This window comes from Pseudomonas sp. 18058, assembly GCF_902706155.1.
Classification (GTDB): domain Bacteria; phylum Pseudomonadota; class Gammaproteobacteria; order Pseudomonadales; family Pseudomonadaceae; genus Aquipseudomonas; species Aquipseudomonas rustica.
In genome coordinates, this window is record NZ_CACSJY010000026.1 from 22898 (window position 1) to 36271 (window position 13374).

At 58.8% G+C, this 13374-nt stretch carries 14 protein-coding genes; 4 read left to right on the forward strand and 10 right to left on the reverse strand.

The genetic code is table 11. The features are described from left to right. Window positions 1-6: 6 nt before the first annotated feature. Window positions 7-918, reverse strand: a complete 912-nt coding sequence (locus GVL50_RS15615; protein WP_053121255.1) for a LysR family transcriptional regulator — start codon at window positions 916-918, stop codon at window positions 7-9. A gap of 384 nt (window positions 919-1302) precedes the next feature. Here GVL50_RS15615 and GVL50_RS15620 point away from each other — a divergent pair, with 384 nt between their 5' ends. Next, window positions 1303-2718 carry a cytosine permease gene (locus tag GVL50_RS15620; RefSeq protein ID WP_159814056.1) on the forward strand — a complete coding sequence of 472 codons (1416 nt, stop codon included), beginning with the start codon at window positions 1303-1305 and terminating at the stop codon, window positions 2716-2718. Window positions 2719-2784: 66 nt separating this feature from the next. On the opposite strand, the gene GVL50_RS15625 is transcribed toward GVL50_RS15620, so the two are convergent. Genes GVL50_RS15625 through GVL50_RS15635 form a run of 3 tightly spaced genes read right to left on the reverse strand, consistent with a single transcriptional unit; the run spans window position 2785 to window position 4993 of the window. Further along, window positions 2785-3648: an NmrA family NAD(P)-binding protein gene (locus GVL50_RS15625; RefSeq protein ID WP_159814058.1), complete on the reverse strand. Its 864-nt coding sequence runs from the start codon at window positions 3646-3648 to the stop codon at window positions 2785-2787. Between the two features lie 38 nt (window positions 3649-3686). Then, window positions 3687-4223 carry a carbonic anhydrase gene (locus GVL50_RS15630; RefSeq protein WP_159814060.1) on the reverse strand — a complete coding sequence of 179 codons (537 nt, stop codon included), beginning with the start codon at window positions 4221-4223 and terminating at the stop codon, window positions 3687-3689. A 26-nt stretch (window positions 4224-4249) separates the two neighbouring features. Next, window positions 4250-4993 carry an SDR family NAD(P)-dependent oxidoreductase gene (locus GVL50_RS15635; RefSeq protein ID WP_159814062.1) on the reverse strand — a complete coding sequence of 248 codons (744 nt, stop codon included), beginning with the start codon at window positions 4991-4993 and terminating at the stop codon, window positions 4250-4252. 164 nt (window positions 4994-5157) lie between these two features. Here GVL50_RS15635 and GVL50_RS15640 point away from each other — a divergent pair, with 164 nt between their 5' ends. Further along, window positions 5158-6063, forward strand: coding sequence for a LysR family transcriptional regulator (locus tag GVL50_RS15640; protein ID WP_159814064.1), 906 nt, complete (start codon window positions 5158-5160; stop codon window positions 6061-6063). A gap of 4 nt (window positions 6064-6067) precedes the next feature. After that, complete coding sequence (locus GVL50_RS15645) at window positions 6068-6691, forward strand: glutathione S-transferase family protein (RefSeq protein WP_159814066.1); 624 nt, start codon at window positions 6068-6070, stop codon at window positions 6689-6691. Window positions 6692-6745: 54 nt separating this feature from the next. On the opposite strand, the gene GVL50_RS15650 is transcribed toward GVL50_RS15645, so the two are convergent. From GVL50_RS15650 to GVL50_RS15675, 6 genes are all read right to left on the reverse strand, one after another. Further along, on the reverse strand, window positions 6746-7174 hold the full coding sequence (locus GVL50_RS15650) for a molybdopterin-binding protein (protein WP_158957911.1): 429 nt from the start codon (window positions 7172-7174) through the stop codon (window positions 6746-6748). A 141-nt stretch (window positions 7175-7315) separates the two neighbouring features. Further along, window positions 7316-7978 (reverse strand): M24 family metallopeptidase, encoded by a 663-nt coding sequence (locus tag GVL50_RS15655; RefSeq protein WP_159814069.1) that lies wholly within the window; start codon window positions 7976-7978, stop codon window positions 7316-7318. Between the two features lie 115 nt (window positions 7979-8093). Beyond that, window positions 8094-9410 (reverse strand): hypothetical protein, encoded by a 1317-nt coding sequence (locus tag GVL50_RS28760; RefSeq protein ID WP_178124194.1) that lies wholly within the window; start codon window positions 9408-9410, stop codon window positions 8094-8096. A gap of 58 nt (window positions 9411-9468) precedes the next feature. After that, window positions 9469-10119, reverse strand: coding sequence for a hypothetical protein (locus tag GVL50_RS15665; protein WP_159814071.1), 651 nt, complete (start codon window positions 10117-10119; stop codon window positions 9469-9471). Beyond that, window positions 10116-10874: a hypothetical protein gene (locus GVL50_RS15670; protein WP_159814073.1), complete on the reverse strand. Its 759-nt coding sequence runs from the start codon at window positions 10872-10874 to the stop codon at window positions 10116-10118. Before GVL50_RS15670 ends, GVL50_RS15665 begins: the two co-directional genes overlap by 4 nt. A 104-nt stretch (window positions 10875-10978) precedes the next feature. Further along, on the reverse strand, window positions 10979-11866 hold the full coding sequence (locus tag GVL50_RS15675; RefSeq protein WP_159814146.1) for a LysR family transcriptional regulator: 888 nt from the start codon (window positions 11864-11866) through the stop codon (window positions 10979-10981). Window positions 11867-11969: 103 nt separating this feature from the next. On the opposite strand from GVL50_RS15675, the gene GVL50_RS15680 reads away from it, so the two are divergent. Further along, window positions 11970-13361, forward strand: coding sequence for an aldehyde dehydrogenase family protein (locus tag GVL50_RS15680; RefSeq protein ID WP_159814075.1), 1392 nt, complete (start codon window positions 11970-11972; stop codon window positions 13359-13361). Window positions 13362-13374 lie beyond the last annotated feature (13 nt).

Below are 13374 nucleotides of genomic sequence, written 5' to 3' on the forward strand. Positions count from 1 at the left end.
CGGCGCTCAAGCGTACAGTCGGGCCAATTCCTCACGGCAATGGTCGACGAACAACTGCACCGGTTTGGTCAGTTGCACGCGACGTAACCACGCCGCCGACAATCCCGAACCGGTCACCGTTTCCGCCAATGGCACACACACGACTTGCTGACCGTCGTAGGTGTAGTCGCTGAACGGTTTCGTCACCAGAATCGAAAAGCCGAAACCATTGCCGACCATGCCGCGCACCATCTCGATCGACGGTGAGCTGAAGACGATGTTCGGCGTCAGGCCGCGCTCTTCGAAAATGCTCACGAAGTAGGTGCGGCTCGGCACTACGTCGAGCAGGATCATCGGTTCCAGCACCAGATCATGCAGCGAAACCTTGGCCTGTTGCGCGAAGCGATGGTTGGCCGGGAGTAGCGCATAAGGCTGCTGCGGCGGCATCAACGGCGTGGTTTCGATGGTGCTGTCGAGGTCGTGCTCGAACATCATCGCCACGTCGATGCTGCCAGCGGTGAGGGCTTGCACCAGCTCCTGTTGTTCGCCGTCGCGAATGCGGATTTCCACGCCGGGCCAGCGCGCCTTGAAACCGGCGATCAGGCGCGGCAGGTACAGCGGCGCGACGGTTTCGAAACAGCCGATATCGATCTGTCCGGAGACCACGTCGTTGTCGGCCAGGGCGTTTTGTTCGAACTCGTGAGCAACGCGCAACAGTTCCAGCGCCTTGCGATAGAAGCGCGAACCGCTCGGTGTCAGCGAAACGCCCTGGGCGTGATGGCGGATGAACAACTGCACGCCGAAGCTTTCTTCCAGATGCTTGATCGCGGTGGAGACCGATGGCTGCGCGATGTAGAGCTTGCGCGAGGCTTCGGCGACGCTGCCGCAATCGGCGGTGGTGACGAAGTATTTGAGCTGGCGCAGGTTGTAGGCGGCCATGGGAATCTCCAGAAAATCAAAGGATCGCTGTGGCGAGGGGATTTATCCCCGATGGGGCGCGAAGCGGCCCCTGTTTTTAAAGTCAAAAGAGGGGCCGCTGCGCAGCCCATCGGGGATAAATCCCCTCACCACAGGACCCTCATTGCAGATAAATCTCTGCTTGCAGGTAAATCCCATCATCACAAAGGGTCACTGACTACTGGAGGTGAACATACCGGAGCACCGCCTCCCCCAGAGCATATTTTTTTTAACGTCTGTAGCAACAAACTTACTAATTTATCTATCCCGACGCTTTACCCATGATCGCTTCAACAAGAATTGCGCCGCCCGTGCCGGCGCTTGCCGAAGTACGTCCACGTACTCATCCTTGCCTTGGAGTTCGTCATGGCTACCCCCGCAGCATCCTCCGCTCCGCTGATTGAAAAACACACGATAGGATACGTGCCCCCCGAAGATCGCCACGGAAAGGTCAGGGATCTGTTCACGCTCTGGTTCGGCGGCAACATCGCGCCGTTGCCCATCGTCACCGGTGCGCTGGGCGTGCAGTTGTTTCACTTGAATCTGGTCTGGGGCATCGTCGCGATCCTCGTCGGCCATCTGGTCGGCGGCGTGCTGATGGCGTTGCACTCGGCGCAAGGCCCGCAAATGGGCATTCCGCAGATGATCCAGAGCCGCGCGCAGTTCGGCTCCCTCGGTGCGCTGCTGGTGGTGTTGATTGCCGGCGTCATGTACATCGGTTTCTTCGCCTCTAACATCGTCCTGGCCGGCAAGTCGTTGCACGGCGTGGTTGATAGCGTTCCGGTGCCGGTCGGCATTGTCATCGGCGCCGTGGGTTCGGGGATCATCGGCATCATCGGCTACCGCTTTATCCACGTGCTCAACCGCATCGGCACCTGGGTACTGGGGATCGGCATCGTCGTCGGATTCGGCTACATCTTTACCCATACTCAGACCGATGACTTCCTCACCCGTGGCAGCTTCAACCTGTCCGGCTGGCTGGCCACCGTGTCGTTGGCGGCGTTGTGGCAGATCGCGTTTGCGCCATACGTGTCCGATTATTCGCGTTACTTGCCGGCCGACGTCAAAGTCTCGTCGACCTTCTGGACGACCTATCTGGGTTCGGCGCTCGGTTCGAGCCTGGCGTTCATTTTCGGCGCCGTTGCCGTGCTTGCCACACCGGTTGGCATGGACACCATGGACGCCGTGAAAATGGCCACCGGTTCCATCGGCCCGCTGATGTTGGTGCTGTTCCTGCTCAGCGTGATCAGCCACAACGCCCTCAACCTCTACGGCGCCGTGCTGTCGCTGATCACTCTGGTGCAGACCTTCGCCTACCGCTGGATCCCGACCGCCAAGAGCCGCGCAGTGATCTCGATCATCGTGTTGCTGGCGTGCTGCTTCGCCGCCGTCGGCGCCTCCAAGGACTTCATCGGCCACTTCGTCGATATGGTGCTGGTGCTTTTGGTGGTTCTGGTGCCGTGGACGGCGATCAACCTGATCGACTTCTATGCGATCCACAAAGGCAAATACGACATCCAGTCGATCTTCCAGGTTGATGGCGGCATCTACGGTCGCTACAACCCGCAGGCCTTGCTGGCTTACGCGATCGGCATCGCCGTGCAGATCCCGTTCATGAACACGCCACTGTACGTCGGCCCGGTGTCGGCACACATCAACGGCGCGGATCTGTCGTGGCTGGTGGGCTTGCTGGTGACGTCGCCGCTGTACTTCTGGCTGGCGAATCGGGATACGTCCTATCGTCGACGGATGATGGGCGGGAAGTTGGCGAGCAGCTTGTAATCATCATCTGCTGAACGCACAAAGGGCCGGAACGCTGTGCAGCGATCCGGCCCTTTTTCGTTACCTTCAGATAAAGCGCTGGCGATGCTCCTCGATGAATTGCGCCGGTGTCTGCAATGGCTGACCGATGATCGCGGCGCCCGTGTCATCGAGCCCTTCCAGGCGTTTCTCACGCTGGTCGATTTTCACTGCGTTGAAGTGCACGGCAAACGCTGGATCGGCATCAACGCCGAGCATCCGCACAAAGTCTTCGACTTCCACCTGCTCGAAACGCACCTCCTTGCCCAGCGTGCTGCCCAACAGAGCGGCGAGTTCACGGTGGCTGTATTCGATCGGGCCGTGCAGCGCATACGCCTGACCGCCGTGGCCTTCGGGTTTGAGCAGAACATTGGCCACCACCAACGCGATATCACTGGCCGCCATGGGCGCAAAACGGCTGTCGGCGTCGAACGGTGTCAGGTAGCGCCCCTCGCGAATAAAGTCGGCGATGTAGAGCATCCATTGGGCGAAAAACGTCACGCGCAGGTGGGTGGATGGAATGCCCGACCAAGTGAAAATCTGTTCCGACATCCAATGGTTCAACGTCGCCTGACTGCGTGCATCCGGTCGCGATTGTTTGTGCGACATGTTGACGATGTGCTTGACCCCCTGCTCTTTCGCCGCTTGGGCAAACAGCGCCGCTGCTTCGACCAGGCCATCGCTCAACGGGTAGCAAAAGTAGGCACCGTCCACGCCTTCCATCGCCGGGCGCAATGACTTGAGGTCGCGCAGGTTACCGAGGTGAATCTCGGCGCCCATGTCCTTGAGCTTTTGCGAGCGGTCATCTTCACGTCGCACCAGCGCTTTGACGCGGTGACCGCGCTCGAGCAGGGCTTTGACGGTTGGCGCGCCAGTGTCGCCGGTAGAACCTGTTACCAAAAACGTACTCATCGTATTTCTCCAGTTCACATTATGAAAATAGGGGGTTGTCAAGGACGCAAGCGGCTGGCCGGCACCACGGTCTCGACGAGCCCAGTGGCGACGTCGTAGACCATGCCGCTGACACTGAAACCAGCAGGCAGCTGTGGGTTAGCTTTCAGCGCTGCGACATCAATGGCCACGGCCTGACGCGGGTCGGCTATCGCCAGTGCCGGCAGTTGTTCCGGGGCCACGCCCATGTACTGCGCAAGCAATGAAGGTGCGTGGTGCAAGCAACCGCGAATGCCGCAATCGGTGTGCTGCAGGATGATCAAGTGCCAGCCCTCACCGATGGCCGCACCGCCGGCCTGAGAAACCCGGCCCAGAATCGCCAGCGTTTCGAACAGTGCCGGGGTGACCCGACCACCGACGTTGCGGATAACTGCAGCCTCGCCGGGTTGCAGGCCGAGCACATCCACCGGGTCAACACGTGGATCGACACAACCGACGATCAGCGCTCGCTGGAAAGGAATGATCTTCAGCTCAGCCGAGAAGCCGTTGGCGGCAAACGCGGCATTGCGTCCGAGCAGGGTTTGCAGAAAGTCCATGGCACACCTCGATCAAGAATGGGCAATCAGCCGCGCTGTGGCAGACGCGTCGACATCAGCGCCTGAAGCTTTTGTGGGTCAGCGGTAAAGGCTTGATGGATGTTGCGCGACTGGGCGCCGGCGATGACTTCATCGTTGATACCGGCTTCAATTGCATTCAGCGCATCTGTCACCACTTCGAGCGGGCTTAGGCGCGGTTCCGGGAGCTTCGCGCCCATCGCCGTTTCGGTTTGTACCGCCAGCACGCCGACCACTTGAGTGCCCTGCCCACCAAGTTCTGCACGCAAACTGCGGGTCAACGACAGGCCGGCGGCTTTCGACGCGGAGTACGTTGCTGCCATCGGCAGGCTGACCAGCGAGAGCATCGACAACATGTTCAACACCGCGCCACCCGAGGCCGCCAGCACCGGTGCAAACGCCCGGGTCAGGGCCAATGGGCCGAAGTAATTCACTTCCATTTCCAGGCGGGCGTCCTGCATGTCCGGCGCGCTGATGGCGCCGTCGAACGCGGCATACCCGGCGTTGTTGATCAGCAACGTGACATCGGCGGCGACGCTGGCAGCGGCAGCCACTTGATCGGGATCCGTCACGTCCAGTGGCAGTGGCACCAGTCGGCGATCGCCACTTTTGAGCAGGTCGGCCAGCGAAGCGGTGTCGCGGACAGCAACGTAGACCTTGGCCGCGCCACGCTTGAGCAGTTCTTCAGCAAATGTGCGACCGATGCCGCGGTTGGCACCGGTAACCAGGGCAATGGAATGGGCGATTTGCATGATGGGTTCCTCGAAAGTCGATAAGGGCAAGTTGCGGAGTTGGCGGCCGTGCCGCGTTTCCGATGTGGCCAATATCAACGCTTCGACTCATGCTCGGTAGCCCGTGAATTGGGCTAAGATTTATCTCGATCCAGCATTAATCCTCCGCGCGCACGGGAACCGGCATGCCACTCAAAGACCTTCACAGCCTGCGGCTCTACACTCGCGTCGCACGTCTGGGCAGTTTCTCCGCCGCCGCGCGCGAAGCGGGCCTGACGCAATCCCAAGTGTCGCGAATGATCGCCGAGCTGGAAGCCAGCCTCGGCGCCCGGCTGTTGTCGCGCACCACCCGCGCGGTAGTGCCGACCGAGGCGGGCCTGGAGTTTCTGGCGCGGATGGAACCGATCCTCGCGGCTGTCGACGACGCCGAAAACAGCGTGCGCGAAACCGGTGAATTGCGCGGATTGCTGCGCATCGGCATGCCCTCGACGATGGCCATTCGCGTGGTCATTCCGCGCTTGTCGGCCTTCACCGAACGTCACCCGCAACTGCACCTCGAACTGATGCTCGAAGATCAATGGCAAGACATGGTCAAGGAAGCGGTCGATGTCGGTATTCGCGTCGGCAAGTTGCCGGATCTGGCCGGCACCGCGAAGCTGATTGGCAGCATGCAGCGGATCGTCGTGGCGTCTGCCGCTTATCTCGCGCAGCACGGCACGCCGGCGCGGCCTGAGGATCTTGAGCGACATCGGATCATCGGTGGGCCAGCGGCAGCACATGCGTCATCGTGGCAATTCGAACGTGATGGCGAGAGCACATCCGTCAGTCTGACCGCACAGATTTCGGTCAACGATACTGCCGGGGCATTGGCGGCGGCCGTTGGCGGACTGGGCGTCACTTCGACCACGTCATGGGCTTGCGCGCAGGAGTTGCAGGACGGCACGCTGGTGCAGGTTCTGCCGGCGTGGAAAATGGCCGACCTGCCGGTTCACGCCTACTTTCCCATGGGGCGCGCGACACGTCTGGCGGCGCGTGCGTTCGCTGACTTTCTCGCCAGCGCACTCGAACAACCACCCACCCTTTCAGAGTAATGACATGCTGCGAATACTCGGTAAGACCTCATCGATCAACGTGCGCAAAGTGCTGTGGACGTGTGCTGAATTGCACATCCCGTTCGAGCGTGAAGACTGGGGCTCGGGGTTTCAGCCGACGAATACGCCGGCGTTTCTCGCGCTGAATCCGTGCGCCATGGTGCCGGTAATTCAGGACGGCGATTTCACGTTGTGGGAATCGAATACGATCATTCGTTATCTGGCCTCGCGCTATGGTGGCGCGCAGCTGTATCCGACTGAGCCGATGGCCCGGGCGCGGGTCGATCAGTGGATTGACTGGCAGGCTTCGGAGCTGAATCGCTCGTGGTCGTATCCGCTGATGTCGCTGGTGCGCAAGTCGCCTGATTATCAAGACGACGCGGCGCTGGCAGCGGGTTGCCGGGATTGGTCGAAGAACATGGAGATTCTGGATCGACAGCTGGAATTGACCGGCGCTTACGTCAGCGGCAACGAGTTTTCACTGGCGGACATCCCGATCGGACTCTCGGTTAACCGCTGGTTCGAAACGCCGCTCAAGCACCCGCACTTCTCCGCTGTCAGCGCCTACTACGATCGCCTTAACCAACGCGAAGGCTATCGCCTGTACGGTCGAAACGGCACACCATAAAGCAAAAAACCGCTGATCCCGGAATCAGCGGTTTTTTATTTGCCTAAGAAACTATCAGGCCGGAACACCCAGAATGATGTGCGAAGCCTTGATCACCGCCGTCGCGCTGACGCCTTTGGCCAGACCCAGTTCGGCAACGGCATCACGGGTTACGATCGAGTAGACCTTCGAACCGCCAGCCAACTCGATCACCACTTCAGCGTTGACCGCACCGTCCGTCACGCTCAGCACTTTACCTTCCAGGCAATTGCGCGCCGACAGACGAATGTCGCTGGATTCGGTCATCAGCATCACCCAGGGTGCCTTGATCAGCGCAACGGCTTCTTTGCCGACAGCAATGCCGAGGTTCTTGATGCTTTCCATGGTCACGACGGCCACCAGTTGTTCACCACCGGCGAGGGTCAGCACCACTTCGGCGTTGACGGCGCCGGCCTGAACATTGCTGACTTTGCCTTTGAATACGTTGCGTGCACTGACTTTCATGATGGACGTCCTGTTTTTTGACTTTGGAGTTAGGAAACGGCGTGCATCATCGAAGCTGACGCTATATAAAAACAACTACAGCGCTGCGCTCTGTTGTCACGCCCCCCTACATACAAGCACGCCCTGAGAAACAGGCACGGATCAGATCAGCAGATCTTCATAAAACGCGCCGAACGGCCGTGTCGAATGAGCGATCTGGATTTCCAGAATCCACACGCCGGCATTCGGCGTTTGATCGAAGTCGCCAAGGTCGCCGCCACGGTGAATCGCATGAGGGAAATCGCTGACCCGATGGCCTTTGATATTGAGGTTCAGAACCCAGCCCATCGCTTCGGCCTGATCGCTGGCAAAGCGGTACAGCGCAACGCCGGAAACGCCCTGACGCCAGAAGGCCTCGACTCGATCGAACAATTCTTTGGCCGCCGCCGCACAGGCGATCATTTCCGGGTCGGAGCCGGTGGTGTAAGTCGCGCCCGCATCGCCTTCGTGACCTCGCCAGACCACGCCCATATCGATGAAGAAAATGTCGTTTTTACCCAACACCGGATCGCCGTCGGAGCGTTGTTTGAAGGTCTTGAGTGTATTGGCACCGAAGCGAATCAGCAGCGGATGCCAGATCCGATCCATGTCCAGCTCAACCAGAATCTGCTTGCCCAGCGCCTGCGCTTCGGATTCAAGCATGCCCGGCTTGATCACCTCGGCAATTGCATCGACGGCTTTCCAGGTGAGTTGTTGGGCGTGGCGCATCGTTTCCAGCACAAAACGTTCGCCGACCGCTTCTTTACCGCTTAATGCTGTGGTCATTACTCATCTCATCTGTATCGCTATATATTTTTATATATTGCGATATCTGAAAGAAAAAGTGTTTATCGCCTGCAAATATCAAGCGCCCCACGATGAAGCCTAATGCCGTCCTCCGCTAAAGGCTGTCGTTCAACTCAAAGACACGGGCAAAGAGCGGGCTCACATCAATCTCTGCCTGGTCTGCAAACTCGCTTGCGTTGATCGACCAAGGTTCGCGGCTACCCGATTGGTGATTCAGCACGCCCAGCTCATGGAGAACTGCCGCCAGTGCACTGGTTGCAGGAGGGTTGCCCGTCTTGGCAGTGGCATCAAAGTAAGCTCGGCCTATCCCCGGTCTGGCTTTTCCTGAGCGAACGGCTGTTGCACTGTTCGCCAATGGAAATGATCGATTGCCAAATTGTTCGCGAAGGATGTTCAACGTCTTGTTGATGATCGTAGTCGGAAAGAAGCGACGGTCATGCAGACGGATACCGCCCGCTTCAATCCGATAATGGAAGCGCTTACCTTTTGCCGCCGTGTAGCACTCTGTCCAGTCATCCCCGACAGCATCGTAGGTATGAACGGCGGCACCGCCTGCAGAGTGTTCCACTGGCAAATCGTAGCCAATCATGAATAAAGCCGCTTCCAGACGGCGCAACGCCGGGATCGGCGAAGTGCCATTGAAATAGCTGGCAGGCGCCCGGGCTAATACCTCAGCCAGAATCCAACTGGCTTTCAGGTTCCAGACGGCGTGGAGTTCGCCGGCAACCAAGCGTGGGAAGTGATAGGGGCTTTGGCTCGGATCGCGATTTTTCGGCCTTGCAGCGTTGGGCGCTTCTTTGGCTGGCGCCCAAGGGAAAGCCAATTCGGCAGGTAACACGGGCAGGCTTCGAGCCTGACAATACTTCACCACGATCCAGCCCAATGCAGCGGCGACTCGGCTGTCGTAAATGATGAAGTCATTGACTAACAGTGAGTAAATTTTGGTCATGCCCGCGTTGAAGCGCAACTCCCTGGTCAGGACCGGGTTAGCAAGGTCGCCGCTGGTCAATGCAGCCGTCGTCGATGCGAGCGTACGGACAAGTCTCTTGGCGTTAACGGTCAGCCAGCGAACATTGCCCGCGCTGACCCCGCCCCACTCCATCACTCGCATGCTTGCATCAAGCGTGCTCGTGTCGTTTGCAGTGTTGATCCCTGTTTGCAAGGCATCACAAAGGGTTTCCAACGCCGCATGACTAGAGGTCAAGCATGCACCAGACGGAGTACCGAGAGCACCTTTGTGCTTCCAAAAGTACTGGGCATTGGCGTCAGTCAGGTTCAAAAACGTTTTTGTCACCTTCTGACGACGCTCGTAGTAAGAGTGCGCAAACAGCGAAACGTGGTCGAGATTGCTGGCGAGCCAATCGATAAAATCGGAGACCCGAGGAAGTGCTAAATACTGATCGCGAAGCATGTGCTGTTTCCTGACGCTGATTTTCAAGGGGTAGTAACCGGTTCGGATCGCTGCGAACTCAGCGAGGCAGCACCCGAAATTGCCCCGGTTCTTCGCTCACTTTTTCGTAGCGCACTGCCCGTGTACACGAAAGCGCCTGGTTGGCATCGCTGCCCAACAGCAAGGCTCGCAATGGATTAACGATCAGTGATTGGACATCCGCAGGACTGTTGATATCGATCAGATTGAGGCTGTAGCACCACTCATCATCGAACTGCGAATGCGACCACTTGAACAAGCGATCAGCCTCAAGCGTTAGATCGAACTCGCTGTCCAGCTCAAGCGGAAAGCTCATCAAGAACTCTTCGAAATCAATCGGCGCACCCCACCAACCTATATGTACCAAAGGCTCACGATTATCAGCTGCGCCGATTCCTTCACCCGTCAGACTGATTTGCACGACGACATAACCGCAGATGGAGCGCTTCGGCTTGACGACCACAGGCAGCGAAAAACCTAACTCGGTGTTGACCCAGCCGTGTTCATCATTGTTGAAATTTTCGATCCAGTCGCCTCCTGCACGATAACGACGAGCCACTTCAGGCACCAACAACAAGCGGCTGACTTCTTCTCTGATCAACTTGGCCAGTTGATCGCACTCTGCGCCAACCTTGGAGATGAATTGGATGTTCTCGGTAATTGCCTTACCGATGGACGAAGTCGTGGTCATGGCGCGGTACTCTGAAAAAAGGCTGGCGATTGATCAAACGAAGAAATGGCAGGTGTGACGATTTCGCCGAAGCCGTTCAACGGTCTCCAGAAAATCGATGCGCTGCTGATCGTGGTCGGAGAGGAAAGCGAAAGAAAACCCTGAAAGCGCAAAATGCCTAACTTGGCGAGAAAACGGGACATCTGCGCCTTCCACCGTTCAAGCCCGGTGAACTCAGACACACGCAGATCGCGCACGACATTCAGAACACTGATCCAGGAATGAAGGATCAATTGCCCCTTCCAAATGTCTTCACTGCTGAGTGCATTGAGGCCCGCGCTAATTTCGGGCGCGATGAAAAGGTGATACGCATCTGCACGTTCAGCGTCAGTCAGAAATTCAAGCCACTGACGGTGCAACTGATCCTTACCGCTTAATGGCGCGTTCCACTTGAACTCGACCAGCAAAATACGCCGCTCGCCGGATGGCCAACCCAACTCAACGACCAAGTCTGGTTCAATGCCACGACGCGGCCAAAAACGCATGCGGGCATGGCTGACGGGCGCTTCCGGGAATGCCGGCTGGATAGCGCGTCCCTCGCATTTCAGTAGGCCTTGCCAAAAAAGGCCTGCTGCTGGAGCCGGCACATAATCCAGCGGCCCCATGATTAAAGCGGTGATTTCATCCTCTTCGCACACACGTTTTTCGCCGTGTTCGCGGTGTCCGAGGTACCGTTTATATAGATGGCTTTTTCCATGATTGAAGGCATGTAGCATTCCGTTGGCTTCGCTATTCCTGACGAGAGCCAGATGATGGCGTTTCGCCCTACCTTTTACCAGTGCTCACTATCGCTGCTACAGACTGCAAGCATTTCCCGCCGTCAGTCAGTTGTAATCTCCGCACGCACCACCCCGCGTTCTTCAAGCAGCCGCACAAACATGCTCAAACTGCGCGACACCGTGCCCCGCCGCCACACCAGCCAAGTCGTCAGATAGCGGAAATCCTTCGTCAGCGGCCAGACGCTGACCGTCGCGCTGCCGGGCATGCTTTGCAGCATTTTGCGCGGCATCAGGGCCAGACCGGCGCCCGCACTGACGCAAGCTAGCATGCCGTGGTAGGACTCCATTTCGAAAATCTTGCCCGGCACGGCGGCGTCGGTGCTGAACCACTTTTCAAAGTGATGACGATAAGAGCAGTTGGAGCGGAAGGCGTAAATATTCTCGCCATTTACATCCGCCGCACGCTGGACGGGCGCGTGATTGAGCGGCGCGATGATGACCATTTCTTCCTCGAAGGCCGGCACGCCTTCCAGCGTCGGGTGCAGCACCGGGCCGTCGACAAACGCCGCGGCGAGGCGCCCGGAAAGCACGCCGTCGATCATTGTTCCCGAGGGCCCGGTGGACAGGTCGAGATCGACTTTCGGGTGTAATTGGTTATACGCCGCGAGCAGCTCGGGAATGCGCACTGCCGCGGTGCTTTCCAGCGATCCCAGTGGAAATGCGCCTTGCGGCTCCTCGCCCGCCACGGTCGCGCGCGCCTCTTGCACCAGATCGAGAATCCGTCGCGCGTATTCGAGAAAACTCCATCCGGCCGGCGACAGGCGCAAACGGCTTTTCTCGCGAATAAACAGATCGACACCCAAATCCTGCTCAAGCTGCTTGATGCGCGTGGTCAGGTTCGACGGCACGCGATGGATCTGCGTGGCGGCGGCGCTGATGCTGCCGTGCTCGGCAACGGCTTTGAAGATTTCCAGCTGCACCAGATCCACAGTCATTCTCCAATCGTGAAAGAAACGGTCTTTATTATTCAGTTTCCAGAAAACAAACACCACCCTACTCTAGGCTCATCCGACGAACATGCAGGACACAGCCATGAGCCAGATTTCCAGCCAGACCCACGCCATCTCGATCAACCCAGCCAGCGGCGAGCAGATTGGCCACTACGCCTTTGAATCGGCCGCCGCCCTCGATGCCGCGCTGACCCGCGCTGCTTACGGCTTCGGCAAGTGGAAGCGCAAGCCGCTGCAGGATCGCTCGCGTTTGCTGACCGCCCTCGCTGGCGCGCTGCGTGACACCGCTGAAGCCATGGCGACCATGATCACCCAGGAAATGGGCAAGCCGATCGCTCAGGCCCGTGGCGAAATCGAGAAATGCGCCAAGCTCTGCGAGTGGTACGCCGAACACGGCCCGGCCATGCTCGACGCTGAACCGACCCAGGTTGAAGGTGGCAAGGCGCGCATCGAATACCGTCCGCTCGGCCCGATTCTCGCGGTGATGCCTTGGAATTTCCCCATCTGGCAAGTGCTGCGCGGCGCCGTGCCAGCACTGATCGCCGGCAACACTTATGTGCTCAAGCATGCGCCGAACGTGATGGGCAGCGCTTACCTGCTGCGTGACGCCTTCACCCGTGCTGGTTTCGCTGACGGCGTGTTTGAAGTGATCAACGTCACTCCGGAAGGCGTTTCCACTGCGATTGCCGACCCGCGCATAGCTGCGGTGACCCTGACCGGTAGCGTCCGTGCCGGCATGGCCATTGGTGCTCAGGCCGGTGCTGCGCTGAAGAAATGCGTGCTGGAATTGGGTGGTTCCGATCCGTTTATCGTGCTGAACGATGCTGATATCGACGAGGCCGTGCAAGCCGCCGTTATTGGCCGCTACCAGAATTCCGGCCAGGTCTGCGCCGCCGCCAAACGTCTGATCATCGAAGAAGGCGTGGTGGAAGAATTCACCCGCAAATTCGTCGAAGCCACCCGCAAACTGAAAGTGGGTGATCCATTGGCTGCCGACACTTACATCGGCCCGATGGCGCGTTTCGACCTGCGTGATGAGCTCGATCAGCAAGTGCGCGACACCCTCGAAGAAGGCGCGACGCTGCTGCTCGGCGGCGGCAAATCTGAAGGTGCCGGCAACTACTACGAGCCCACCGTGCTGGCTGATGTCACCGACCGCATGACCTCGTTCAAACAGGAACTGTTCGGCCCGGTCGCCTCGATCATCACCGCCCGCGATTGCGCGCATGCCGTGGCATTGGCCAACGACAGCGAATTCGGCCTGACCGCGACGATCTACACCGCCAACGTGCAACTGGCCCAGCAACTGACCAGCGAACTGGAAACCGGCGGCGTGTTCATCAACGGCTATTCCGCCAGCGACCCGCGCGTGACCTTCGGCGGCGTGAAGAAAAGCGGTTTCGGCCGCGAGCTGTCGCACTTCGGCGTCCGCGAATTCTGCAACGCGCAAACCGTGTGGCTGGATCGTAAATAATCCCCAAGCCCCG

What these genes read in the sequence shown, in the direction of transcription:
- GVL50_RS15615 (WP_053121255.1), bottom strand. Translation starts at nt 918, where the DNA reads ATGGCCGCCTACAACCTGCGCCAGCTCAAATACTTCGTCACCACCGCC.
- GVL50_RS15620 (WP_159814056.1), top strand. Translation starts at nt 1,303, where the DNA reads ATGGCTACCCCCGCAGCATCCTCCGCTCCGCTGATTGAAAAACACACG.
- GVL50_RS15625 (WP_159814058.1), bottom strand. Translation starts at nt 3,648, where the DNA reads ATGAGTACGTTTTTGGTAACAGGTTCTACCGGCGACACTGGCGCGCCA.
- GVL50_RS15630 (WP_159814060.1), bottom strand. Translation starts at nt 4,223, where the DNA reads ATGGACTTTCTGCAAACCCTGCTCGGACGCAATGCCGCGTTTGCCGCC.
- GVL50_RS15635 (WP_159814062.1), bottom strand. Translation starts at nt 4,993, where the DNA reads ATGCAAATCGCCCATTCCATTGCCCTGGTTACCGGTGCCAACCGCGGC.
- GVL50_RS15640 (WP_159814064.1), top strand. Translation starts at nt 5,158, where the DNA reads ATGCCACTCAAAGACCTTCACAGCCTGCGGCTCTACACTCGCGTCGCA.
- GVL50_RS15645 (WP_159814066.1), top strand. Translation starts at nt 6,068, where the DNA reads ATGCTGCGAATACTCGGTAAGACCTCATCGATCAACGTGCGCAAAGTG.
- GVL50_RS15650 (WP_158957911.1), bottom strand. Translation starts at nt 7,174, where the DNA reads ATGAAAGTCAGTGCACGCAACGTATTCAAAGGCAAAGTCAGCAATGTT.
- GVL50_RS15655 (WP_159814069.1), bottom strand. Translation starts at nt 7,978, where the DNA reads ATGACCACAGCATTAAGCGGTAAAGAAGCGGTCGGCGAACGTTTTGTG.
- GVL50_RS28760 (WP_178124194.1), bottom strand. Translation starts at nt 9,410, where the DNA reads ATGCTTCGCGATCAGTATTTAGCACTTCCTCGGGTCTCCGATTTTATC.
- GVL50_RS15665 (WP_159814071.1), bottom strand. Translation starts at nt 10,119, where the DNA reads ATGACCACGACTTCGTCCATCGGTAAGGCAATTACCGAGAACATCCAA.
- GVL50_RS15670 (WP_159814073.1), bottom strand. Translation starts at nt 10,874, where the DNA reads ATGCTACATGCCTTCAATCATGGAAAAAGCCATCTATATAAACGGTAC.
- GVL50_RS15680 (WP_159814075.1), top strand. Translation starts at nt 11,970, where the DNA reads ATGAGCCAGATTTCCAGCCAGACCCACGCCATCTCGATCAACCCAGCC.